The sequence below is a fragment of the Cytobacillus sp. Bac17 genome (assembly GCF_024519925.1).
GTDB classification, from domain to species: Bacteria; Bacillota; Bacilli; order Bacillales; family Cytobacillaceae; genus Cytobacillus; species Cytobacillus pseudoceanisediminis.
Map to the genome: position 1 here is coordinate 1 of NZ_JALJRC010000009.1, position 25,191 is coordinate 25,191.

23 protein-coding genes are annotated in these 25,191 nt (G+C 40.6%); 3 read left to right on the plus strand and 20 right to left on the minus strand.

Features of this window, described 5'->3' with window-relative positions; all coding sequences use genetic code 11:
- Positions 1 to 106: 106 nt before the first annotated feature.
- The 10 genes from NR125_RS12720 to NR125_RS12765 form a co-directional block, all read right to left on the minus strand.
- On the minus strand, positions 107 to 853 hold the full coding sequence (locus NR125_RS12720; protein WP_009331216.1) for a YjbA family protein: 747 nt from the start codon (positions 851 to 853) through the stop codon (positions 107 to 109).
- Between the two features lie 135 nt (positions 854 to 988).
- Positions 989 to 1,204: a YuzI family membrane protein gene (locus NR125_RS30225; RefSeq protein ID WP_009331217.1), complete on the minus strand. Its 216-nt coding sequence runs from the start codon at positions 1,202 to 1,204 to the stop codon at positions 989 to 991.
- Positions 1,205 to 1,359: 155 nt separating this feature from the next.
- The gene (gene opp4C, locus NR125_RS12730; RefSeq protein ID WP_009331218.1) at positions 1,360 to 2,280 is read right to left on the minus strand and encodes an oligopeptide ABC transporter permease; all 921 of its coding nucleotides are present in this window, start codon (positions 2,278 to 2,280) and stop codon (positions 1,360 to 1,362) included.
- Positions 2,281 to 2,292: 12 nt separating this feature from the next.
- Entirely contained in the window at positions 2,293 to 3,258 is a 966-nt protein-coding gene (gene opp4B, locus NR125_RS12735) for an oligopeptide ABC transporter permease (RefSeq protein WP_019381485.1), read from the minus strand.
- Positions 3,259 to 3,357: 99 nt separating this feature from the next.
- The gene (gene opp4A, locus NR125_RS12740) at positions 3,358 to 5,088 is read right to left on the minus strand and encodes an oligopeptide ABC transporter substrate-binding protein (protein ID WP_192908361.1); all 1,731 of its coding nucleotides are present in this window, start codon (positions 5,086 to 5,088) and stop codon (positions 3,358 to 3,360) included.
- A gap of 35 nt (positions 5,089 to 5,123) precedes the next feature.
- Positions 5,124 to 6,143 (minus strand): ABC transporter ATP-binding protein, encoded by a 1,020-nt coding sequence (locus tag NR125_RS12745; RefSeq protein WP_009331221.1) that lies wholly within the window; start codon positions 6,141 to 6,143, stop codon positions 5,124 to 5,126.
- A complete protein-coding gene (locus NR125_RS12750) occupies positions 6,140 to 7,165 on the minus strand; it encodes an ABC transporter ATP-binding protein (RefSeq protein WP_009331222.1) in 1,026 nt (341 codons plus the stop codon). The genes NR125_RS12745 and NR125_RS12750 overlap by 4 nt, the downstream gene beginning before the upstream one ends.
- 157 nt (positions 7,166 to 7,322) lie before the next feature.
- Positions 7,323 to 7,991 (minus strand): DUF2268 domain-containing putative Zn-dependent protease, encoded by a 669-nt coding sequence (locus NR125_RS12755; protein WP_009331223.1) that lies wholly within the window; start codon positions 7,989 to 7,991, stop codon positions 7,323 to 7,325.
- 242 nt (positions 7,992 to 8,233) lie between these two features.
- Positions 8,234 to 9,472: a beta-ketoacyl-ACP synthase II gene (fabF, locus tag NR125_RS12760; protein ID WP_009331224.1), complete on the minus strand. Its 1,239-nt coding sequence runs from the start codon at positions 9,470 to 9,472 to the stop codon at positions 8,234 to 8,236.
- A 48-nt stretch (positions 9,473 to 9,520) separates the two neighbouring features.
- Positions 9,521 to 10,453: a beta-ketoacyl-ACP synthase III gene (locus NR125_RS12765; RefSeq protein ID WP_009331225.1), complete on the minus strand. Its 933-nt coding sequence runs from the start codon at positions 10,451 to 10,453 to the stop codon at positions 9,521 to 9,523.
- A gap of 215 nt (positions 10,454 to 10,668) precedes the next feature.
- Here NR125_RS12765 and NR125_RS12770 point away from each other — a divergent pair, with 215 nt between their 5' ends.
- Entirely contained in the window at positions 10,669 to 11,052 is a 384-nt protein-coding gene (locus NR125_RS12770; protein WP_009331226.1) for a hypothetical protein, read from the plus strand.
- 10 nt (positions 11,053 to 11,062) lie between these two features.
- Here the strand turns inward: NR125_RS12770 and NR125_RS12775 are convergent, their stop codons facing one another.
- From NR125_RS12775 to NR125_RS12795, 5 genes are all read right to left on the minus strand, one after another.
- Positions 11,063 to 12,064, minus strand: coding sequence for a nuclease-related domain-containing protein (locus tag NR125_RS12775; RefSeq protein ID WP_232292456.1), 1,002 nt, complete (start codon positions 12,062 to 12,064; stop codon positions 11,063 to 11,065).
- 521 nt (positions 12,065 to 12,585) lie between these two features.
- Positions 12,586 to 12,780 carry a ComZ family protein gene (locus tag NR125_RS12780; protein ID WP_009331228.1) on the minus strand — a complete coding sequence of 65 codons (195 nt, stop codon included), beginning with the start codon at positions 12,778 to 12,780 and terminating at the stop codon, positions 12,586 to 12,588.
- A 26-nt stretch (positions 12,781 to 12,806) separates the two neighbouring features.
- Positions 12,807 to 13,766 (minus strand): BMP family ABC transporter substrate-binding protein, encoded by a 960-nt coding sequence (locus NR125_RS12785; protein WP_071157530.1) that lies wholly within the window; start codon positions 13,764 to 13,766, stop codon positions 12,807 to 12,809.
- 118 nt (positions 13,767 to 13,884) lie between these two features.
- On the minus strand, positions 13,885 to 14,718 hold the full coding sequence (locus NR125_RS12790; RefSeq protein WP_071157531.1) for a hypothetical protein: 834 nt from the start codon (positions 14,716 to 14,718) through the stop codon (positions 13,885 to 13,887).
- 81 nt (positions 14,719 to 14,799) lie between these two features.
- On the minus strand, positions 14,800 to 15,537 hold the full coding sequence (locus NR125_RS12795) for a serine aminopeptidase domain-containing protein (protein WP_009331231.1): 738 nt from the start codon (positions 15,535 to 15,537) through the stop codon (positions 14,800 to 14,802).
- 214 nt (positions 15,538 to 15,751) lie between these two features.
- On the opposite strand from NR125_RS12795, the gene NR125_RS12800 reads away from it, so the two are divergent.
- Positions 15,752 to 15,943 carry a DUF2929 family protein gene (locus NR125_RS12800; protein ID WP_009331232.1) on the plus strand — a complete coding sequence of 64 codons (192 nt, stop codon included), beginning with the start codon at positions 15,752 to 15,754 and terminating at the stop codon, positions 15,941 to 15,943.
- Between the two features lie 69 nt (positions 15,944 to 16,012).
- On the opposite strand, the gene clpB is transcribed toward NR125_RS12800, so the two are convergent.
- A complete protein-coding gene (clpB, locus tag NR125_RS12805) occupies positions 16,013 to 18,610 on the minus strand; it encodes an ATP-dependent chaperone ClpB (protein WP_251157090.1) in 2,598 nt (865 codons plus the stop codon).
- Between the two features lie 165 nt (positions 18,611 to 18,775).
- Positions 18,776 to 18,955: a YjzC family protein gene (locus NR125_RS12810; protein ID WP_009331234.1), complete on the minus strand. Its 180-nt coding sequence runs from the start codon at positions 18,953 to 18,955 to the stop codon at positions 18,776 to 18,778.
- A 171-nt stretch (positions 18,956 to 19,126) separates the two neighbouring features.
- Here NR125_RS12810 and NR125_RS12815 point away from each other — a divergent pair, with 171 nt between their 5' ends.
- Positions 19,127 to 19,939: an undecaprenyl-diphosphate phosphatase gene (locus NR125_RS12815; RefSeq protein WP_372675459.1), complete on the plus strand. Its 813-nt coding sequence runs from the start codon at positions 19,127 to 19,129 to the stop codon at positions 19,937 to 19,939.
- Positions 19,940 to 19,975: 36 nt separating this feature from the next.
- Here NR125_RS12815 and argF read toward each other — a convergent pair whose 3' ends face one another.
- From argF to NR125_RS12830, 3 genes are read right to left on the minus strand one after another with little or no spacing between them, the layout of a single operon-like run.
- A complete protein-coding gene (gene argF, locus NR125_RS12820; RefSeq protein ID WP_192908359.1) occupies positions 19,976 to 20,932 on the minus strand; it encodes an ornithine carbamoyltransferase in 957 nt (318 codons plus the stop codon).
- Positions 20,929 to 24,054 (minus strand): carbamoyl-phosphate synthase (glutamine-hydrolyzing) large subunit, encoded by a 3,126-nt coding sequence (locus NR125_RS12825; RefSeq protein ID WP_192908358.1) that lies wholly within the window; start codon positions 24,052 to 24,054, stop codon positions 20,929 to 20,931. Before NR125_RS12825 ends, argF begins: the two co-directional genes overlap by 4 nt.
- Positions 24,047 to 25,126, minus strand: coding sequence for a carbamoyl phosphate synthase small subunit (locus NR125_RS12830; protein ID WP_192908357.1), 1,080 nt, complete (start codon positions 25,124 to 25,126; stop codon positions 24,047 to 24,049). Before NR125_RS12830 ends, NR125_RS12825 begins: the two co-directional genes overlap by 8 nt.
- Between the last annotated feature and the right edge of the window lie 65 nt (positions 25,127 to 25,191).

The window sequence follows — 25,191 nt, forward strand, 5'->3', positions numbered from 1 at the left end:
CATTGTATTACTTCTATTTTAAAATAAAAAAGACTGCAGACAAGCACGATTTTCATCGAGTTTGTCGACAGTCTGAAACAGCCTTTTGGCTGTTTTTTTATTTTTTCTAATTCACTTTTGGACCATGCTCCATTTCCCACATCTTCTCAAAAAACGGCTGTCCTTTAATTAAATTTTCACAAAACTTCTCGTGTTTACCTGACCAGCCGTATTTACTTTCATCGTAAAGTTCATACCATGCCTCTTCAAAGTTCATTGACTGTATTTTCGAATAGCGTTCCGGGCTCCACTCCGTATACCAATAACGGATCTCAGCATCATTTTTGGAAGAGTGAAGCTGATCCAGCGCCATAAACAGCAGCTGTTTAAGCTGTCTTTCTTTTCTCGTCAGGCCTGCCATCAAATCCGGAGATGGAGAAAGGATATGAAATTCCTTTAATGCTGTTTGATCATTAAACGAATAGGCTGCCGTTTCCTGATTTTCAAGCATTTCATATGCCAGCTGCTCCTGCCGCGGGATAAGTCTGCTTTTTCTGATAGGGATATTGTAGCCGATCGTATCGACTGCCAATATGCCTGTCCCGTCTGAAACAACAAAACAATACTCCAATTGAATGCGTTCATGATTTTTCCTTAAGTAAGCTTTTTGATAAATATCATCTAGCAGTTGTTGTGGCAGCTCAGAAAGATCATTTTCAATATAATTAAAAAGAACCGGGTCAATCTTTAACAGCGGAACCTGATCAAGCAGTTCTACGCCATCATCTTTTCTCCATTCATGAAAATGGCATACATTGTATCCATTCTCCTCTCCTTCAAACCAATTCACCCAAACATCATGAAGATACAACATTTTTCAACCCCCACTTCAACAAACTATTTGTCACTCAGTATGGGCAGTAGGCCGTAAATTTATTCCTATATTGCACTCGCAATCCATTTTTTGTAATAAATTTTGTAATGACATTGCTGAATAAATACCTTCGCTTTATTCATTCACACTTGAATAAGGAAAATATATGCTTAAAGTTATAATAATGATACCTATCGGAAGCAAATAACATTCTGGACGCGAGATAATAAAATAGAGATATTCTTTGAAGGTATGTCCAGTTGTAAGCAAATTTAAATACCCTATTACACTGACTCCTCCTGAAACAGAAATCCCAAAACCAGTTAAAAGCCAAAATGCCCTAAATAACATTTTCTTTACTATATGCGTGAGTCCCAAAAGGTCTTAATGCTGCCATAAACTCACTCCCAGTCTTTTTTTACATGTATATGAAGGAAGCTGTTCGGATATGTACAAGCTATTAGCCTGAAAAAAACAAAAAAACGCCTGAAATAGGCGTTTCTTAACTATCTGTTGGATTTAGGATTGAAGGCATCTTTTAAGCCTTCTCCAATGAAGTTGATCGATAGGATTGTAAATGTTAAAACCGCTGCTGGCGGAATCCATATCCACCACTTACTGGTTAAAACATCCGGACTTCTTGCTTCCTGGAGCATATTCCCCCACGTAGGAATGTTGATCGGAACACCGAATCCCAAGAAGCTTAGGCCTGTTTCAGCTACAATCATCGCTGCCAGTGTAATGGTCGCCTGAACGATAATGGTTGACATTACATTCGGCAGCAAGTGTTTAAAAATGGTCTTTGGTGCAGAGCATCCGATGGAAACCGCACTCATAATATATTCATTTTCCTTCTCAGCCATGACCTTGCTTCGCACAAGACGGGCAGTTCCTGTCCAGCTGAGTACACTTATTACGAATATAAGGGTTCCTGTACTTGATTCGATAAAAATTGATTTTAATACGATAACAAATAGCAGGAATGGGAAGTTCATCATAAAGTCTGTAAATCTCATTAGGGCATTATCGACCCAGCCGCCAAAATACCCCGCAGTAGCACCAACAAGAGTACCAATAGTAATAACAGCTAGCGTGATAGAGAATGCAAGCAAGAGTGAAGTCTTGCCGCCGTGCAGAGTTCTGGCAAAGACGTCTCTGCCTGACTTGTCAGTGCCAAAGTAGTGTTCAGCAGATGGTTCTTTACTCATTTGTGTTAAATTGATCTTAGCTGTCTCCTCAACTGGCATAGTTAGCGGCTCAGCCAATATGGACATTGCACAGACCAGCAGCAGGAAGACCAGACTGACCATTGCTACTTTATTGCGCAAAAACTTGCGGCGGGCGAGAGCCCATGGTGATTGACTCTTCGGAGGTTTAACAGGTTCTGCTAAACCTGGCGAAGTTTGCTGTGATATTGATGGTTCCATACTCCCACCTACCTAACTTAAACGAATACGCGGATCTACTAGACCATATAGTAAATCTGCAACTAAATTTCCAATCAGGGTCAAAATAGTCAGCATCATGGCAATGGCCATCATGACAGAATAATCACGTGCATTAACTGATTCTACGAATAAATAACCGATGCCAGGGTATGTGAAAATGGTTTCTGTGATAATTGCCCCTCCAAAAAGATTGGCAATATCGAATCCAAGTAATGTAACAATAGGTATGATTGAGTTTCTTAGAATGTGCTTATTATAAATCGCAGATTCTTTCGTACCTTTAGCTCTTGCTGTACGAACATAATCCTTGCGAGAGCTTTCGATCATATCATTTCTCAAGAACTGTGTGTAAGCGGCTGTAGCCATGGCTCCCAGGACAATAGCCGGCAATACTGTATGTTTTGCTTTACTTAAGTAATATTCCAGTGTTCCCGCTTCTACCCCGCTGCCGATACTTCCACTGGCTGGAACCCATCCAAGATTGATGGCAAAAATATAAATGGCAACCAAAGCTGCAACAAAGCTGGGAATTGCAAGTGCTAGATAGTTAAAGGCTGATATTAAATAATCTCCCATGCTATAGGCAAATCGCCCAGAGTATCTTCCCATTAAAAAGGCTAATAAATAAGTAATTAAAAGAGCTGATATTCCTAAAATGATCGTGTTCGGCAAACGGTCACCAATTAATTCCATAACCGGGCGCTTATGAACAAATGAATCTCCAAAATCTCCTTGGACCACACCACTCATCCAGCGGACATACTGCACAGGAATAGGATCATTCAATCCCATCTGCTCACGCATTTCTTCAATATACTCCGGATCTGAGTTTAATGGGTCAATTTTTCCAGATAGGGCATCACCAGGCATAAGCTTTGCGAGGGTGAAAACCACTACTGAGATAAGGAAAATTATTGGAATCATACCTATGAGTCGTCGAATTGTGTACTGTAGCATTTCCATTCCCCTTACCAAACAAAAATTTATTCGCTGGTTAAACTTGTATTCCTTGGGAGAACAAAATCCCCCCAAGGAATACAGGTTCCTTTTATCCTATTACTCTACAATGTGCCACTTGTGGAACTCATCAGTTCCAAATGGAGTTACTTTCACTCCGCCAACACGCTTGTTGATCGCCCATGGATCTACACGCTGCTCGAAGAAAATGATCGGCAATTCTTCGTTAACAAGCTTTTGCCATTCGTTGTAGACTTCCTGACGGTGTTCAGTTACATCTTTACTAGCATCTTCAGGGAAAGTTACCCCTTTCTTGATTAGCTCATCAGACTTTTCACTGTACCATCTCCACATGTTCCACTTGTCAGTGGATAACCAGATTCCAGCTGGATCTGGATCATTAGCAAGTCCCCAAGCACCCATGAATGTTTCAACAGATGGGTCATCTGCTTCAATAGTGTCATAGAATAGGTTGAAATCTTTTAATGAACCGCCGTTTAGCTTAGCATTTAAGCCAACTTCCTGCCAGGATTGAAGGATGAATTGAGCACGTGCTTCTGAAGTTTCAGCGCCTGCCATTGCATCAAAATTAATTGTAAATGGCTTGCCTTCTGGATCTTCACGGAAGCCGTCGCCGTCTTTATCTACATAGCCTGCTTCGTCAAGTAATTTCTTTGCTTTCTCTGGATCATACTCATACTGATTGAGTTCTGAATCATCAATTTTTGCCCAAGATACTGATGGGAAAGGAGTGTTTAATGGTTTTCCTAATCCGTTTGCAAAGCCATCGATAAATGCCTGACGGTCAATTGCGTGTGCCATGGCATGGCGAAGGGATTTGTTCTGGAATTTCTTGTTATCAGAAACTACTACACCTTTTTTAGTGTCATAATGACCCCAGTCAAAAGCGATATAGCTGTAAGACATGGCATCTGCTTCTACTGGATTTACATTGTCAAGAGCTTTAATAGCTTCCCACTGATCTTTTGGAGCTTCAATAACATCGATTTCTCCGTTTTGCACTAAACCTTGCGCAAGAGAACCATCAATAATTTTGTAAACTACACCATCCAATTTAGCTGGTCCTTGCCAGTAATCATCAAAACGCTCAAATTCAATCATTTCACCAGGTACGATGTTTTTCACTTTAAAAGGCCCTACACCGATTGGAGTTTTACGGATTTGATCTGAGTCCGGAAGCTCTTTAGAAGAAATATCCCCGTAATGGTGCTTTGGCTCAGGATAAACCCAAATATTTTCCAATAAGTTAACAGAAGGCTCAGTTACTGTCACTTCAATTGTATAATCATCAACTACCTTGATCCCTTCAATTGACTCAGCTTTTCCGTCTTTATATTCTTGAGCACCTTTGATCATTGCTACGTTAGCAAAACGTGCACCTTCATAAGTTGGATCAGCAATTAAATACCATGCAAATTCCATATCTTCTGCTGTTAATTCTTCACCATCATGCCATTTAACTCCTTGCTTAAGCTTGAAAGTTAATTTAGTATTGTCTTCAGATAACTCATAATCTGCCAGATTCGGTTCAGATATAAGCTCATCATTTACTTTGAGCAAGCCTTCATGCATAAACTGAAGGGCATTGACATCATCTTCACCCTCGTAATAAGCATAAGATAAAACACCTTTAAATGGCTGAGTGTAACCGAATGTTACTGTTCCACCCTCTTGAGCTTCTCCTGATGCTTTCCCATCATCTTTTGGTTCCTTTTCAGTGCTGGCTTTCTCTCCGCCGCCAGAACATGCTGCCAGGAATACAGACATGACCAGCAGAAGTGATAGCAGCCAAAATGCTGATTTCTTCATTAGTTTCCCCCCGAAAAATATTTTTTGACAAAGCCTTATTTATATAAGTGACAAGCGACTCTATGCCCAGGCTTCACCTCCTTTAAGTGCGGTTTTACACTTTGGCACTCCGGCATTGCATGCGCGCAGCGCGGATGGAAGGTACATCCTTTTGGAGGATCAATCGGGCTTGGCACATCCCCCTCTAAAATAATTCTTTCCTTTTTCTTGCGCGGATCCGGTTCCGGGATCGCAGAGATTAGAGCTTGAGTATAAGGATGCAAAGGCTCTGCATAGAGGCTGTCCTTTTCAGCGACTTCTACAAGGCCACCAAGATACATAACCCCAATCCGGTCACTCATATGTTTAACTACACTCAAATCGTGGGCTATAAATAAGAAAGTAAGATCAAATTCATCCTGAAGCTCTTTCAGCAGATTCAATACCTGAGATTGGACCGATACATCCAGGGCGGAAACAGGCTCATCCGCAATAATGAGCTTTGGTCTTAAAGCCAGTGCCCTTGCGATTCCGATACGCTGTCTTTGCCCGCCGGAAAACTCATGCGGGTATTTATAGTAAGCATCTTCAGGCAGCCCAACTTTCGCAAGAAGATCCATTACTTCCGGCTTAAGTTCTTTTTCGGATTTGCTGTTATAGTTCCTGATGGGCTCTGACACAAGATGCCCAACCATCATCGTGGGATTTAATGATGCATAAGGATCCTGGAAAACCATCTGGAAGTCCTGGCGGATTTTCCTTAGACTGGTTCCTCTTACATTTGTGATATCCTGTCCGTCAAATATGATTTGTCCGTCTGTTGGTTCTAGAAGTCTGAGGATCGTTCTGCCTGCGGTTGATTTTCCGCAGCCTGATTCCCCCACCAGCCCCAGCGTCTCCCCTTTCTTAATTTCAAAGGAAATATCGTCGACAGCCTTAACGACCGCCACAGTCTTTCTAAGGATTCCGCCTTTTATTGGATAGTAAGTCTTTAAGTTCTTAACCTCTAAAAGCACTTCATTGCTGCTTTTATCCTTTTTTAAAACAGCTGTGTTATTATGCTCTGTACTCATCATGCGTTCACCTCTTGTTTTGGCTGGCTTGTCTCGTAAAGCAGACAGGCAACCTCATGTCCTGCTTCATTTTCTGCCAATCGAGGTGTAACAGTCAGGCATTCAGGCATTGCCTTAGGGCAGCGCGCCGCAAATTTGCACCCTGTTTTAGGCATATTTTTTAATGAAGGCACAATTCCTTTTATTGTGCTTAGCTTTTCCACTTCTTCATCCATTTTCGGAATAGCTCCCATCAGGAGCTGAGTATAAGGATGTTTTGGATTGTGAAATAAGGAATCTACATCAGTCCGTTCTGCTATCTTTCCTGCATACATAACAATGACCTCATCACACATCTCGGCCACAACACCCAGGTCATGAGTAATCAGAATGACGGACATATCGTTGACTTCCTGGATTTCTTTTAAAAGCTCAAGAATTTGGGCTTGTACAGTAACATCCAGAGCAGTTGTCGGCTCATCGGCGATCAATAGCTTCGGCTGGCAGGCAATGGCGATGGCGATCATGACCCTTTGCCTCATACCTCCTGAAAGCTGATGCGGATATTCATCTACAATTTTTTCAGGCCTTGAAATTCCCACACTTTTTAGAAGTGCGATACTCTTAAGCCGCGCTTCTTTTTTGGAGATTTTCATATGATTGAATAATACTTCCTGCAGCTGGAACCCAATAGAAAAAACAGGATTTAAAGAAGTCATAGGCTCCTGGAAAATCATTGCGATGTCTTTTCCCCTGATTTTATTAATCTCTGAATCTGTCATCTTCTCCAAATGAATACCGTCAAAGATGATTTCTCCATTTCGGATTTGGCCAATTCCTTTAGGCAGGAGCTTCATGACAGAGAGGCTCATTACAGATTTACCGCAGCCCGACTCTCCTACGATTCCAACTATTTGTCTAGGCTTAACTCTAAAAGAAACATTATCAACTGCATTATAGTATGTACCATCTATGGAAAAAGCCGTTTCTAAATTCTTCACCTCTAGTAATGGTGCGTCTTTATGTTGACGGGGATTTGCGCTCATAGGACACCTCTTACCTTTTCGAATTATTCTGTTAATTCATTCTATTTGTCTAAAATATTATTACAAAGTTATTACAATTGCAAGATTTTTTTAAAATTTGTTAAGATTCATTTTTCTCCACTAAAAAAAAAGCCCACATTTTAGGGCTTTAAAGCGATTACGACTCCAGTTTATATAAAGTTTGATCCACAAAATATTCGGATGGCGCACTAAAAGATAGTTTTGTAGAAAAACTTTTTTTCTCTCTAAATCCCCTTACAATTTCGTAGCCAGCAGCATAACCAATTAATGGAGGGTAGGGTCTTTCACCATACAGTATCTTCTGATGAAGCCTCTCATTCTTTTTTAATTTCAGATGAGTTTTAATCAATTTATCCCAGAAATTCCTGATTTCATCTTTTGAGTATCTGCTGCACCAGGATCCTCTGAATTTCTTGCCACAGTGAATTTCTACCGCATGTTCGGCAAGCCCTTCCAATATGATGGAATCTAGCAGCGTAAATTCTTCAAGCGTTTTTTTCTGTGAGTTAATTCTGCAAGCATGGTGATATTCATGCACAAATAAAGCCTCTATTTCGTCCTCTTCTATATCAGAAGGAAGAAACAGAAAGAGCATATTCGCAAATGAAACTCCCGATTTTCCGGAATGCCGCGAAAAAGGGCCTCCTCCTGCCGACGGGAATATATAAACATCAATATTAGGACCGCCCCACTTCTTCCTATACTTTAAGTATATTTTTTCTGCTAGATTCCATGTTTCTTTTTCTTTTAATTCCTTAAAATCATTCCTGCTGAACCGGTCAGGTTTATACATGCCGAAATCCATTAAGTATTCGTATATTTTTTTGGGGTTATGATCATTAAAGGGTCCTGTAAGTTTTTCACATATTTTAAGCGGTTCATTAAAACTTTCTTCGAGCCATAAATCTGTTTTGACTATCCCATTTTCCCACCTCCATTTATTCGATAGTTAATAAATTTTATGTATGCGGCAGCATTTTGTTCTTCAAAATAAGAAGCCGATTCAAAGGAGGTTCATCTTCCATTGAATCGGCTCTGGTTTAGTTTTTATTCATATCTTTTAAAGACGATGGTTGCATTGTGGCCGCCAAAGCCAAGGGAATTGCTCATTGCAGCTGTTATTTCTTTTTCCCTTGCCTTATTTGGAACATAATCCAGATCACATTCAGGATCCGGGTTTTCAAGATTAATGGTCGGCGGCAGGATCCCTTCCTTCATAGCCAGAACTGTGAAAATGGCTTCAATTCCGCCTGCAGCTCCCAGAAGATGTCCCGTCATGGATTTAGTCGAGCTTACTGCCAATTTATAAGCATGCTCCCCGAACACCTCTTTTATTGCCAATGTTTCAAATTTATCATTATAATCTGTACTTGTACCATGGGCATTAATATAATCAATATCTTCCGGCTTTAAGCCGCCGTCTTCAATCGCCATTTTCATGGCTCTTGCTCCGCCTTCTCCGCCTGGAGCAGGTGCAGTGATATGATAAGCATCCCCGGTAGCGCCATAACCGACGATTTCAGCATAAATTTTTGCGCCGCGGGCAAGTGCATGCTCCAATTCTTCAAGTACGACAATCCCTGCACCTTCTCCAATAACAAATCCATCACGATTTTGATCAAATGGACGGCTTGCTGTTTTTGGATCTGGATTGGTTGAAAGCGCAGTGTTGGCACAAAATCCAGCCACAGACATTTTTGTGATTGGCGCTTCTGCTCCCCCGGAGATCATCGCATCGGCATCGCCGCGCTGAATAACCTTAAAGGCATCGCCAATTGAGTTTGTACCAGTGGCACATGCAGTTACAGTGCAAGAGTTAAACCCTTTCGCCCCTAAGTAAATGGAGACCTGACCCGTTGCCATATCCGGAATCATCATTGGAACGAAGAAGGGGCTCACCCTTCTGTACCCGCGTTTCATAAATGTCTCATATTGATTTTCAAAAGTTTCCATACCGCCAATGCCTGAACCAATCCAAACACCGATCCGATGCGCATTTTCATCTGTGATCTGAAGGTTCGCATCCTTTACAGCCATAAAGGCTGAAGCAACAGCATAGTGTGTGAAGCGGTCCATTTTTCTGGCATCTTTTTTGTCAATATATTCTTCGGGATTGAAATCCTTTACCTCAGCAGCTACCTTAGCCGGATATTCATCTGCATTTAATCTAGTCAGAGGACCAACACCCGAAACCCCTGATTTAATATTGTTCCATGTCGTCTCTGTATTATTTCCAAGCGGTGTTACAGCTCCGATGCCTGTAACGACAACTCTTCTTTTATTCATTTTGATGCAGCTCCTTTTAAATTATCATCATATTTAAAATGAGGTATCTTATCTTCCCCATCTCATCGCAATGGCTCCCCAAGTTAGCCCTCCGCCGAAGCCGACCATCACGAGCAAATCATCATCTTTAATTTTACCCGCTTCCAGTTCTTCCACCAATGCAATTGGAATAGATGAGGCAGAAGTATTTCCGTATTTATCCACTGTTTTCGACATCTTCTCAACCGGGAGTTCCAATCTTTGGCGGGAAGCTTCCATAATGCGGATATTCGCCTGATGAGGAATTAGGAAATCTACATCTTCTTTGGATAATCCAGCCTTATCAAGTACGTTGATGCAGCTTTCACCCATTTGGCGAACCGCAAATTTGAACACTTCGCGTCCATTCATAATGATATATTCATCCTGATATAGGTGTTTTGCTCCTGTACCATCTGCACCTAATTCAAAGGATAATATTCCTCTGCCATCTGAGACTGGCCCGATTACAGCTGCACCTGCTCCGTCTCCAAATAATACGGCTGTATTACGATCATTCCAGTCTGTAACTTTTGAAAGCTTTTCAACACCTACTACTAATACATGTTTGTATGTCCCTGTTTCAATAAACTGTTTTGCCGTTATGATACCATACATAAAACCTGCACATGCAGCGCTAATATCCATTGCCGCCGCCTTGCTTGCTTTTAATCGTTCCTGAAGCATGCATGCAACAGATGGAAATGGATGATCCGGTGTAACCGTTGCAACTAAAATAAGATCTAAATCCTCTGCTTCAATGCCTGCATTTTCCAAGGCTTTAAGTGCTGACTCATAGGCCATATCAGATGTATCTATGCTATCGTCCGCTATTCTTCTTTCCTCAATTCCAGTCCTGGTCCGAATCCATTCATCAGAAGTATCAACTATTTTCTCCAAATCTGCATTTGTTACCACTTTTTCAGGAAGATATCTTCCGATTCCTATAATACCAGCATTCATGGAGTCCCACTCCCTTTCATATTTACAAACCCATAAGCATTCTCTATTTTAATATTATTATCAATTATTATGACTTGGTACTAATTTTATCAAAAGTATATATAATAACGCAACACTTTTTACCGTCCTTTACTTATTACTGCACAAATGTCTATACCCAGTTAACTTTTCTTCATATGCTGTTGTATAGGCATCTGAAAGGAGGAGAATGACATATGTTTGATAAGGATGATAAAGTCAAAAAAAATACAGAAGACCCTTTAAGCCATTTTCTTTTTGGTGATAGAGTAAGAAGACATGAGTCAGATGAAGTTGAAAAAGAATTCGAAAAAAGTGAAGAAGCTCAGGGAAAAGGTGACTGGCTTTTTGGGGACAGGAGCAGTAATGCACATGAAGCCGATGAATGGCTGCTTGGCGGAAGAAGCAGAAAAAGCGATGAAAAGGAAGATCCCCCTAATGAAAACGGAAAAAATATCCTGAATAACATCAACTTTGAGGAACTAATGGGCAACATTGATACACTCATGACTTCTGCTCATCAGTTAAAGCCATTGCTGAAAAAAGCAGGGCCTTTGCTGGAGATGTTTTTGAAGAAGTAGGGGCAGGGGGCTATTCTGGATTATTTTCTATATAAACCCTGGACTTTGTGACACCTTTGTTTTTGAGATTCATTGAAGATAAAAATTTATAGGTCATGTGCCTGGATTTAATATTGAGGAACTCGCGGCAATCCGTATTCGATATTTGATCGTTAATAAGAAGGAAATAGTCATAGATAGCTTGTCGATGAGCAGTGTTGGATATATTTTGACATATAGAGCAATGCCACTTCCGATTTCTCCTTATAATATTAAAGGAGTTGCAAGAGTTACACTGAACCCCTCGAATTAATTCTTTCTCCGCTATTCCATATATTTCGAGAATTTTCTTATTGGATGGGGTATGTTTTAAAAGAAGTTTTTTATTAATTTCTTTTATCTGATGGGGGTAAAGTAATTGTTTTTGATAGTGATTTTTGGCTTCCAGCAGCCTGTCTATTATTTTCTCGGCATGGATTACTGTGTTTAAAATATCTCTATTTTCCTTCTCGGTTTTTATATAGGTTAATGGATTAGCCATTACTACAAAATGTTCAATAGGTACGACTGGCAGTTTTTCATTTTGCATCCAATCTATGAACTGTGCTGCTTGCCGCTTTACCTGTGAAATAGGATTAGGGATAACCAGTTCTTTTTCAGCGTGTTTTTGAATCACTTGATCAGAAAGAGGTTCAAAGTACAAAGTACCGGTATAATTCTTCACTTCAATAATAGCTGTAAAAAAGGGAGTTATTAGAAGGGTATCGATTTGAAAGGCAGTGTGGTTTTTAAAACGGAGATCATTATATACTTTAAATTCATTTGGAAGAAAACCTAAAAAGTAATCAAGCTGCCTTTCTCCTTTATATCCACTAATTCGATTTCGGTTATCTTTTTCAATTTCATGCCTCTTACGATGAAATTCGGGCAGTCTCCGCAATAATGCTTCATTTTGCAGAATTCTTCTTGGAATAGTTCTTGGCTTCATTATCATTACATTACCTCCTTTAGTTTTCTCAGTTAAAATTCGCAATAGATAAGTAAATTCCCTTTTTGATTTTTGAATGTTATGTAATATTTTTGTCTCTCGAAATCTAATTGCTTCGTTATTCTATTGATTTGCGCAAATACTTTTATCATTATTTAGGTTTTTTGCGTCTTCCTCTTGCTTATTTGCGCCCTCGGGACCTAATTGCGGCGTAATTTACTTTAATTGCGCTGTTCTTTTTCTTTATTGCTCCGTTATTTAAGTCATTTGCGTCTTCCTCTTACTTTTTTGCGCCCTCGGGACCTAATTGCGGCGTAATTTACTTTAATTGCGCTGTTCATTTACTCCTTTGCTCCATCTTCTATGATATTTGCGTTTCCTCTGGCTTAATTGTGCTCTCAAAACCTGATTGCGGCCTTAATTACTTTATTTGCGCTGTTCTTCATCTTTATTGCGCCATTATATTAGTCATTTGCTCCCTCAGCTAACCTCTTGGTGTCATTTTTACAATCATTAAAATCCCGCAGAGATAAGATCCCAAACAAAAAACCAGCCTAAAGGCTGGTTCACTCACTCTCTTTCAAAGCATCCGCTTTACCCATTTCGTAGGCTTCGTTCATGACTTTGGTGAATAGGTTCATGAATGGCTGGATCATTTCCATGGATAGTTCAATGCCTGCTTCGTCAAGCTGCTGTTTGGCTTCTGGCAGGTATTTCATGGCGATTTGCATGAATTCCATATTTTTTTCGTTTAGCTGCATCATGTAGTACCTCCTATGTATAAAAATTACTCGTTGGGCAGTTTGCCTGTTTTTTTGTAATTCTCAATGGCAGCGTTTAGTTCTTTTTTGAATTCTTCGTCGACGTCAGGGCTGAATTTCCCAAGTGAAATAACTTCATCCTCGAAATCAAAGGTTAGATTTCCTGATTCCAATTCGCCTTCGTTGAATTTTTTTGCCACTAGTTCATACAAAACATCGACATGCTGAACCGTACTGGTCAGGACGACTGATTCACCCAGATCAGCCTGGTCGGAAATATAGCCGATGGCGTAGAGCCCTTCCTCTTTTAGTTTCTCGATGACAGGAACATTATACCCATCTCCAGCTGGATAGACAACATCTGTCTTATTGGCAATCATTTTGTCCAAGAGAGCTATGGCTTTATTATCATTGTCCCAGTTGCCGACATATTGGATTTGCACGTTTATACCTTCATCAATTTCGCTTACACCTTGATAAAAACCTTCTACCTCCGGCTGCCATTCAAAAGCTGCGAGTATTCCTATGTTATTGGTTTTCGTCATATGGCCAGCAACCATGCCGCCAAAGAATCCCATTGCATAGGCTTCAAAATTCAAGCTGGTGGTGTTGTCATTTTTGGCATCGCCATTAAAGCTGACAAAATGAATGTCAGGGTATTTTTTTGAAATGTTATTAAAGTATGCCGCGTATTCATTGCCATGTCCAAAAATCAGGTTTACACCTTTTTGATCAAACTCTTTAACAGCTCTTTCAACAACCATCTCAGAATTCATGCCCTCTTTATAATAAACCTCCACATTATAATGGGATTGAATCTTTAACATGCCTTTATAGCCTTTCGTCCCCCATACCTGATCATTGACGGTATCGGGCACTAATAATCCAGCTTTTTCAAGTTTTCCTGTAGACATCGATTGTCCGCAGGAGGCCAATAAAAGAAGGCACAAAAGAAGGATCCCGAATTTCACTAATGTCTTATGCATCTCCTCTTTCTCCGCCTCTCTGTCTTTCACTTCATACTAATGGTATGACCGGTTTATTTTACCAGACTAATTCAATTCTACCTTGTCTGTATGTTAATTGAAAAGTTTTTTTTCTAGTTTACAAACCATCCGGGATCTCTATAGAAAGAATATGGCTTCTTTGCTTCTCAAGACCTTCGGAGTATTTCACGGAACACACAATCGCTTTTTCAATTACTTTTCCTTTTGCCAGATCGGGACTGTCCCAATTATTATTATAGTCAAGTGAAAGGTAATCTGCACATTTTTGCCAATGCCCAGTGACGCTGCTCATTAAAAGGCAGGATTCTCCTAAAAGCTTATCTGAACAATTCGATAAGAAACAGATAAGATCCTCAATGAAAATAGCGTCATGTATCCATTCCCTTTCATTTATCTTTACTCGTTTTATATTAGCAAGAGCCTGGTGAAAACTAAATTCCTTTGGCTGCCAGGGACCGTATATAACAGGCAGGTAAAAGCATGAAACTGAAATATTGTTTTCTCTAAGGATGTCAATAGCATCTTCCAAGCGGCTGTGTGTTCTGCTGATGTCTTTAAGCCACTGAATAGGGAGAAGGAATGCAATTTTCACTTGCAGGTCCTTGAATTCATCCAAATTTTTTATAAGAAATTCCTCAATAAGCTCCTTCTCCCTTAAAGAGGCAAGCTCATTCTTTATATATAAATCGTATATATCTATAAAAATTACATCATTTTTTACTATTTCTCTTTTAGAATTAATCCATGATGAATAGTTTTTTTCATAGAAGTTGGCATTCCGTCCGATTGCCAGGCGTTTTTCGTTGATTAAAGCATCTTCTTTTTCCTTATTATAATGAATTCCATCTATCTCACAGCCCTGTTCAAGCAGGTGCTTGCACAGACTGAATCCTATAAATTCAAACGTCCCTACTATTACTGCCCTGTCCATTTTCAGTCCTCCTTAGAAGCATATTAATGTATACTATGCTTCAGGGATTGTCTTTATTTCTTTGCGGAATGGCAGCTGTTTTTATAGAACTTTTTCATATTTTCTAAAGAAGTTAGTCATTTGAGAAGACATTCGCTGTTTTTTATCTGGAAGGGTATAAAACACAGAGATAGGGCTATTTTCATTTTCCCATTGTATTGATCGTTTCTTTAAATAATCTGATTGCTTGTAAGCTCTTCCGCCCGCCAGTACCTGAATGATTCTGACTGGCACTTTAAGGCCCGTTGTAAGGTTTTTTTCATGCCTGCTGAGCAGATCCGCTATTTTATCCGATTCTATTTCATATGAAACTGCCAGTTCTTTTAATAGTTTCTTGTAAAAAAACTTATGCTCTTTTTCCTGCTCGAGATGGTGCTTTAGTGAAAGGATGGGATTGATTAATACAGCTGAACGGATTAAATCGCTCATTTCATGCAATAATCTAAGGGCTACCAATGCTCCCATGCCCTCAGCAATAATATGGATCTTTTCGTTAATAATTTCCGTTCGCAGAATATGTTCATACAAGCATTTAGCCTTATCAACAGCCTGGTCGTTCCCCCAGTGCCTCCCGTAAAGATTTGAATAAAAAATCGTATAGCCATCTTCCCTGAGCTTCTTAATTAATGAATATTTCCCTTCATTTTGAGTCCAAAAACTGCAGTTTCTGTCAACAAAGTGCCGATCATCCCCAATAATCAGGATACCGAAACCACTAGGTTTATCTGGGTAATGAATCATGCACCATTCTGTATCCAGCTGGAAGTTCCGGCTTTCCATAGTAAAACTCCTTTGCAAGTTTGTTCATAATAATGTATGTGAGTAAAATTAAAATGAATGGGGGATTTGCCTAGTTTTAGACAAGTTCAATATGAAGCAGGCTGTATCCAATCAGAGAGTTGAAAAGTACATGTATAGGATGTAAAAATAAATTTATTTCTTTAATAGCTTATGCTAATATGAAAAGGGATTAATTATGTTAGAGGTGAAATAGATGAGATTCTTTTGGACATTCTTCTGGACTTTCCTTCTTGTTCAAATGTTAACGTACGTAGTTTCTTCAATGCTAGGAGCGCCATACGATTTTGTAACCGGCTCCATTCTGGCGGTTGGGACAAGTGTTTTAATTTTTGTTGTCGCTTCCATCATTCCTGAAGGTCCTGTTGAGAAAGAAGGACTTCATTAATCTGCTGCTTATGCAGGAAATGAAAAGAGTCATCCTGATTGATTCAGGATGATTCTTTTCATTTGTTCCCTATTTTACCAGCAGTTCCATTTTGCCGTTATCTGCGGATATGACAACTTCACTGTAATCCTTAATTTCACCTGCGATTATTTTGCGGGCGAGTGCTGTTTCAACGTTCCTTTGGATAAAGCGCTTGAGCGGCCTGGCTCCATAGACGGGATCAAATCCGTTTTCTGCAATATATTCTTTGGCATTATCATTTATACTCAACTTAATATGCTGATCGGATAATCTTGCTTGAAGCTGAGTAATTAATTTTAAAACGATACTCTTTATTTCATTAAGAACCAAAGGCTTAAACAGAATAATTTCGTCCACTCTGTTCAGAAACTCTGGACGGAAATGGCTCCGCAGCTGTCCAAGGACAGTTTCTCTTGTTTCTTCAGATATATCTTCTTCACCAGAAGAACGTTCCAAAAGAAAATGGGAGCCGATATTGGAAGTCATAATGATAACCGTATTTTTAAAATCAACCGTACGGCCCTGTGAGTCAGTGATTCTTCCATCATCAAGCATCTGCAGAAGGATATTGAATACTTCAGGATGGGCTTTTTCAATTTCATCAAGCAGGATTACTGAGTATGGCTTCCTTCTGACAGCTTCTGTCAGCTGACCGCCTTCCTCATATCCTACATACCCCGGAGGAGCACCAATCAATCTTGATACAGCATGTTTTTCCATATATTCGGACATATCAATTCGGATTATTTGTTCTTCACTATCGAATAGTGACTGTGCAAGTGCCTTTGCCAATTCTGTCTTTCCTACCCCAGTAGGGCCCAGGAAGATGAAGGAGCCAATAGGGCGGTTAGGATCTTTAATTCCTGCCCTTGCCCTAAGGACAGCATCTGACACAAGCTGGACAGCTTCATCCTGGCCAATCACTCTTTCGTGAAGAATGCTTTCAAGACGAAGCAGCTTTTCGCGTTCTCCTTCAACAAGTTTAACTACTGGAATACCTGTCCACCTTGCCACAATGCCGGCAATTTCTTCTTCTGTTACTTCCTCTCTCAGCAGCCTTTCCCCTTGATTCTCGTTAACAGCACTTTCAAGATCTTTCAACTCCCTTTCCAAAGAAGGGATTCTTCCATGGCGCAGTTCTGCAGCTTTATTCAAGTCATAATTATTTTCTGCTTCTTCCAGTTCACGGCGTATTTTCTCAAGCTGCTCCCGTTTTTCCTGAACTTTCTGGATTCCTTCTTTTTCAAGCTGCCATTTTGCTTTCATGCTGTTAGCCTGGTCTTTTAATTCAGCCAGTTCCTTTTGCAGGTCTGCAAGCCTCTGCTTGCTTCCTTCATCACTCTCTTTTCGTAAAGCTGCTTCTTCTATCTCAAGCTGCATGACTCTTCTTGTAACTTCATCCAACTCCGATGGCATTGAATCGATTTCCGTCCTGATCATGGCACAAGCTTCGTCAACCAGGTCAATCGCTTTATCAGGAAGGAACCGGTCAGTAATATATCTGTCTGACAAGGTTGCGGCAGCCACTATAGCCCGATCGTGGATATTGACTCCATGATGGATTTCAAAGCGCTCCTTCAGCCCTCTGAGAATTGAGATTGTATCCTCTACATCCGGCTCCTGCACTAATACCTGCTGAAAACGCCGTTCCAGGGCTGGATCCTTTTCGATATATTTGCGGTGTTCCTCAAGAGTGGTAGCTCCTATACAGTGCAATTCACCTCTTGCAAGCATAGGCTTCAGCATATTCCCTGCATCCATTGCTCCTTCTGTCTTGCCCGCTCCAACAATGGTATGAAGTTCATCAATAAAAAGAAGAATTCTGCCTTCGCTTTTCTTAACCTCATTTAATACAGCTTTCAGTCTTTCCTCGAATTCCCCCCGGAATTTGGCTCCAGCAATTAAAGCGCTCATATCAAGGGCAAAAATGGTTTTATCCTTAAGGCCCTCAGGCACATCTTTACGTACTATTCTTTGTGCCAATCCTTCGACAATAGCTGTCTTTCCTACCCCAGGTTCGCCTATTAAAACTGGATTATTTTTGGTTTTCCTTGAAAGGATGCGAATGACATGCCTGATTTCACTATCCCGGCCAATTACAGGATCAACTTTCCCCTGTTTCACCTCTGCAACAAGATCTCTTCCATATTTTTTTAAAGCCTCATATGTTGATTCCGGATTTTGCGATGTCACCCTCTGATTCCCCCTAATCTCCTTAATCGCCTGCTCCACTTTTTCTTTATTGATTCCGTAAGCCTTTAAAACTGCTGCCGTTTCGGTTTCCGCTGCTGCAGCAGCCATGAAAACATGCTCAACTGACATGAATTCATCCTGATAGATCTTCATATAATTTTCTGCTTCCGCCAGCAGCCGCTGCAGTTTACCGGATATATACAATTTTCCTTGATCCATTCCTGAACCGGACACCTGCGGTTTTTTCCTCAGTGCTTCCTTCATTTTATTATTAAAAGAATTAGCCGGAATCTGCATTTTTGACAGTAATAATGATATCAGGCTGTTTTCCTGTCCCGTTAAAGCCAGGAATAAATGTGCTTCATCCACTTCCTGATGCTGCTCGCGTATTGCTATGGACTGTGCATTTAATAACCCTTCCTGAAGCCGCTCTGTCATCCGATTTAAATCCACTGTGCAACCTCCTATTTGACCTTTTTTGACCTTTAATTTTATTATAATCCAATCTTTTCATATGTAAAGTTTCCAGCAGTTTATTCTCAGTCTAAAAAGCCATCCGCAATTGGGATGGCTACTTTGTTTATACTATTTCCCCATCTTCTTTATCATTAATCAAAATCAAGGCTTTCTTTTATACGTCCAAAGCCGGTTATGATTGGATGTTTCCGGAAATTGATCCCCAGCTCTCATTTTAAGCATTTGAGGATTATTGACGTTACTTCCCGTTTCGCCAATTTCTATATAAATTCCATTATTAGGCGCTTTCTGGCCAGGCTTGAATTGTCTGTTTTGCCCCATGCTGAATACCTCCTTTAATCGTAAATCACTTATTATTATTTCCACTCTTGCATCTCTCATGAGGGAAACTATTGGCATCGCACAAAAGCAATGAAAAGGATATCACTTTACTCTGATGCCTTTTTTATAGTTAAATGGGTGGTATGAGATTTGATTATGGAGGATTTACTTGTGACTGATTTTCTAACATTGCTTAAATACTTGTTTTTGGGATTATTTCAGGGATTTACAGAGCCTATTCCCATTTCATCGAGCGGGCATCTGGAGATTGCCCAGCATTTTTTCGGGCTTGACATCAAAGGCCTTAGCTTTGCCCTCCTTGTAAATACAGCCTCATTATTAGCTGTGCTGCTTATATACAGGGAAGATATTATGAGACTCATCCGAAACGGCCTTGCATACATTACAACCAAAGATAAACAGGCGGAATCAGACTTTCGATTTATCATTTACTTGATTATTGGAACCATTCCTGCAGGTGTCATCGGCATTTTGCTCGAGGATTTTATCGATATGCACCTTGCAAATATAAAAACAGTTGGGATTACTCTTATCGTGACAGGACTTGCACTGTGGCTGATCCGCAATTTACGCGGACGGAAAAATGATGCTGAATTATCTTATAAGGATGCAATTATTGTAGGACTTGCACAGGCAGTTGCCCTGATACCGGGAATCAGCCGTTCCGGTGCCACTATTGTAGCGGCAATGGGGCTGGGGATGAAACAGGAAACAGCTCTAAGGTTCTCTTTCCTTTTATATATCCCGGTAAGCGCCGGCGGAATGATTCTTGGTTTTAATGACATTTTTACGGATCCCAATTTATCTGAATATGCGATTCCCTATACAATTGCCTTTGTTGCTTCACTAGTTGCATCTTACTTCTCTTTAAAATGGTTTATGAATATTATGGCTAAAGGAAACCTGAAGTATTTTGCGATTTATTGTTTTATTGTTGGACCGCTGGTTTATTTCCTATCTTAATGAAAAAGCCTTCTCTGTGCTGAGAAGGCTTTTTCATTATAATATCTCTGAAAGAATGGCTTTTTGAACATGAAGCCTGTTCCCAGCCTGCTGAAAGACAGCGGAATTATTTCCATCAATGACCTCCACTGTAACTTCCTCACCGCGATGGGCAGGCAGGCAATGCAAAAAGACGTAATCTTTTTTGGCTTTTTGGACAAGATATTCATTAACCTGATAATCAGCAAAGTCTTTCAGCCTCTGTTCATTCTCATCTTCCTGTCCCATGCTCGTCCAGACATCTGTATAGATGGCATCGGCATTAGCAACCGCTTCTTCAGGGTTAGATGTTATCTTTACCTTTGAACCGCTTTGTTCGGCAAACTCTTGTGATTGCTGGAGAACAAAATTATCTGGCTCATACCCTATAGGACAGGCAATCGTGATATTTACCCCCATCTTGGCAGAAGCAATCATTAAAGAATGGGCCACATTATTGCCATCGCCTACATATACCAGGTTTTGGCCTTTTAACTCCCCATTTTTCTCTTCAATTGTAAGGAGATCGGCAAGAGCCTGGCACGGATGATAAAGATCGGTCAAGCCGTTAATGACCGGAATGTCCGCATGATGAGCCAGTTCCTGGATCTTTGCATGGGAGAATGTGCGGATCATAATCGCATCAACATACTGTGAAAGCACTTTAGCTGTATCCGCAATGCTTTCTCCTCTTCCAAGCTGCAGGTCCTGGCTGTTTAAATATAAGGCATGGCCCCCAAGCTGCAGCATACCTGCTTCAAAGGAAACTCTTGTGCGTGTAGATGACTTTTCAAAAATCATGCCAAGAATTTTGCCTTTTAGGATGGGAGTTTCTGCACCCTGCAGATGAGCTTCTTTTAATTGCTTTGCTTTTTCCAGCAGCCCCTTAATTTCCTCTGATGAAAAGTCTGCAAGTGTTAGAAAATCTTTTCCTTTTATATTTATACCCTTATCCGCAGCCTGAATTGAAATCATAAGACGCCCACTTCCTTTTCTCCAGTATTATTTTTAATGCCCTGCCAATCTTCAATGGATTTAACATCCCAATCGCCTGCAGACATTGATTTTAATAATGCAATAAGCGTTTCTTTTTCACTGAAAGTCAAAATTCTGTTTTTGGTTCCCATTTCTCTCATTCTCTTATCTTCTTCACTTATGCCAGGATTATATAAGGCGAAGGTTTCCTGGACATTCCAATCCATATTGCCTTGAGTCAGAAAAACAGGTACTACTTTAGCCTTATTAATATAATGAGTTAGTTCTTCTGTTTCTGGAGAGTTTGCAATTACGACACATTTGCCTTTAGCATCATTTAAACCAGCATGGAAAGACTTTCTGATTGCCGCCTCAAAATTTGGTGCGAGTGAAATGGCCTCTCCTGTTGATTTCATTTCAGGACCTACTTTGCTGTCCAATCCCTTTAAAGCATAATTAGAGAAAACCGGGAATTTCACACATACAAATGGGAGTTTTGCAGCATCCGGAATTTCATCTTTCGACAAACTATATTTCCCAAGCAATATTTTTGTCGCAATCCCCACTAGCTGTACGCCTGTTACCTTGCTGATAATTGGTACAGTTCTGCTTGCACGAGGGTTTATTTCAAGAATAAATACTTCTTCGCCGTTAACGATATACTGAATATTCATGAGTCCTTTATACCGGAGCTTTTGCACAATGGCTTTTGCAAAGGCTAGCATTTTATTCTGGACATTTTCTGAAAGATTTTGCGGCGGGAGAACGGACATGCTGTCGCCAGAGTGAACACCCGTTTTTTCAATATGCTCCATAATTGCAGGTGCACAGATATGATTTCCGTCTGCTGCCAGATCAAGCTCAGCTTCTGAAGCATGCACGAATTGATCAATTAAAATCGGATAAGGGACATCACCTTTCGCTAAATAACCCTCCAGCTCAGATGATGAAGAAATACGTTCCATCCCTCTCCCTCCTATAACATAGGATGGGCGGACAAGAATCGGGAATCCAATGTTTTCGGCTGCTTCTTTTAGCTCTTCTTCTGAGTGGACAACATCACCTTTTATCCGCGGAATATTCAAATCATCCAGCAGCTGATAAAATAGCTTCCGGTCCTCTAATGCATCTATGGTATTTGAGTCAGTTCCAAGCAGGGTAACACCATAACTTTCAAGTGCGGATGCCAGATTCAGAGCTGTCTGCCCGCCAAGCTGCACAATGACTTCTGAAATCCCTTCTGCTTCAATAACATTTAAGATATCCTCAAGAATTAGCGGTTCAAAATAAAGCCTGTCAGCGGTTGTATAATCCGTACTTACCGTTTCAGGGTTATTATTGATCATGATTGTCTCAACGCCTTCATCCCTCAGAGCAAATACTCCCTGAACGGAGCAATAATCAAATTCAATGCCCTGGCCAATTCTGATGGGGCCGCTTCCAATAATCAGGACTTTCCTCTTATCACTCTTTACTTGTTCATTTTCGCCAAAATAACTGGAGTAATAATAATTAGATTGTGCTTCAAATTCAGCTGCGCATGTGTCAACCATTTTATAGGCAGGCAGAATGCCAGCCTTTTTGCGTTTGTCCCTGACTGCTTTTTCCGAAACTTTCCATTCCAATGCAAGAAACTTATCACTAAAGCCCTTTTCCTTAAATAGCTGCAGCTCTTCTTTTGTTGCTTCATCAAGTGTTAAAGCAGAGATTTGCCTTTCCAGCTTTACCATTTCATTGAGTATATTGAGATAGAAATAATCAATTTTTGTGATAGAGTGTAAAGCTTGCAATGAGTAATTTCTCCGGAGTAATTCAATTACGGTAAAGAATCTTTCATCAGTCTGCTTTAACAGCAGTTCCTCAAGTGAGGTAACCGATTTAGCTGATAAGCCAGGTGATTTCAAATCATTCACCTTCACTTCAAGTGAATGGATTGCCTTTAAGAGAGCCCGTTCGAGATTCCGGTCAATCCCCATTACTTCTCCGGTTGCTTTCATCTGCGTTCCGAGTTTGCGGTCCGCAGAAGGAAATTTATCAAATGGCCATTTTGGAAACTTAACGATGACATAATCCAGGGCTGGTTCAAAGCTTGCAAAAGTATCTCCTGTTACAGGGTTGATAATTTCCGATAAGGTATACCCGACGGCAAGCTTTGCAGCCATTCTGGCAATTGGATAGCCTGTTGCTTTGGAAGCAAGGGCAGATGACCTGCTGACTCGAGGATTGACTTCAATTAGGTAATAATTCTTGCTATGAGGATCAAGGGCAAACTGAATGTTGCACCCTCCAATAATGCCAAGCTCGGATATGATCTTGATAGAAGCTGTTCTCAGCATCTGATACTCATCATCTGTTAAGGTTTGTGAAGGTGCGACAACAATTGAGTCACCGGTATGAACTCCTACAGGATCAATGTTTTCCATATTGCATATAGTGATGCACGTATTCTGTGAATCCCGCATGACCTCGTATTCTACTTCCTTAAATCCTGCTATGCTTTTTTCAACCAGGCATTGGCTGATCGCACTCTCTTTTAAACCGCCCTGCACCAAAGATGTCAGTTCATCAAAATCTCCTGCTATACCTCCTCCTGTTCCGCCAAGAGTATAAGCTGGACGGACGATAATAGGAAATCCAATTTCGCGGGCAAATTGGATGGCTTCATTTACTTCATGGACAATGATGCTTTCGGGAACAGGTTCGTTAAGCTCGTTCATCAGCTTACGAAAAGCTTCCCGGTCTTCGCCTTTCTTAATGGATTCAATGCTGCTGCCCAAAAGCTTCACTCCATAATGTTCAAGCACACCTGATTCACTCAGTTTAAAAGCAAGATTTAAACCTGTCTGGCCTCCCAGTGTGGCAAGCAGGCCATCGGGACGTTCTATCTTTATAATCTTCTCAAGGCTGTCAGCTGTCATCGGCTCAAAGTAGACTTTGTCTGCAAAAGCTTTGTCAGACATAATGGTAGCCGGATTGTTATTAACAAGGATAACCTTATAGCCTTCTTCCTTTAATGCTGCGCAGGCCTGTGTTCCTGCGTAGTCAAATTCTGCTGCCTGCCCGATGACAATCGGGCCGGAGCCGATTACTAATATGGATTGGATGCTGGTGTCTTTAGGCATAAGCGAAAACTCTCCTATTCTCCTCTTGAATCATGTTCATAAACTCATCAAAAATATAATCACCATCCGCAGGTCCCGGATGGGCTTCCGGATGGAATTGGACCGTATGGATTGGCAGGACCTTATGCATTAGTCCCTCAATTGACTGGTCATGCAGGTTTACATAGCGGGTTTTAAACCCGGTATCTTTTATGCTTTCTTCATCAACCACATAGCTATGATTTTGTGATGACATAAATACTGTGCCCTTCTTCATGTCCGCAATCGGGTGGTTGGCACCCCTATGGCCGAAGGACAGTTTTTTTGTGTTGCCGCCAAATGCTAAAGCAGCCAGTTGGTGGCCAAGACAAATTCCCAATGCCGGATACTGCTCCAGCACCTTTTTTAATTCCGGAAGGATGCTTTTTAATTCTTTAGGATCTCCAGGCCCGTTTGAAAGCACTACACCGTCTGGATTTAGTTTTTTAATCTGTTCAAAGCTTGTATTGTAAGGAACAGATGTAACCTTGCACGCTCTTTTCAGCAATGAATCCACAATTGATTTTTTAGCGCCAAAATCGATGACAACTATATGAATGCTTCCCTCTCCACAGCACTCCATTGTTTGCGAAGATACTTTGCAAACTTTTTTATCCTTTCGAAGCAGCAATCCGCCGGGGGCAGTTTCCGAAGAAGACATTTTTGCCGGCATGCTTCCTTCTGAACGGATTTTCTTTACAATTGATCGGGTATCCATATGCCCTAATAATGGAATATTCCATTTCTGAAGGTATTCCTGAAGCGAATAAGCCGATTTGTAATGCGAAGGATTTCTGCTTCCTTCATAAACAATAACCCCTGCCACATGAGGTTTCTTACTCTCAAAATCAGACTCATTTATTCCGTAATTTCCGATTAAAGGATAGGTAAACACAATAATTTGGTCCTTATAAGAGGGATCTGTCAATACTTCCTGGTAGCCTGTCATTCCTGTAAAAAAAACGATTTCCCCTTCTACATCCTTTTCAGGCTGATCCGTCAGCCATTGGCCTTTATAGGAATGGCCGCTATTTAAATGAAGGTATCCTTCCATTATCAACACCCCAAAGCTATCTGTATATTTATATAACCTAGTTAATTTTTATTCATACACTTGAA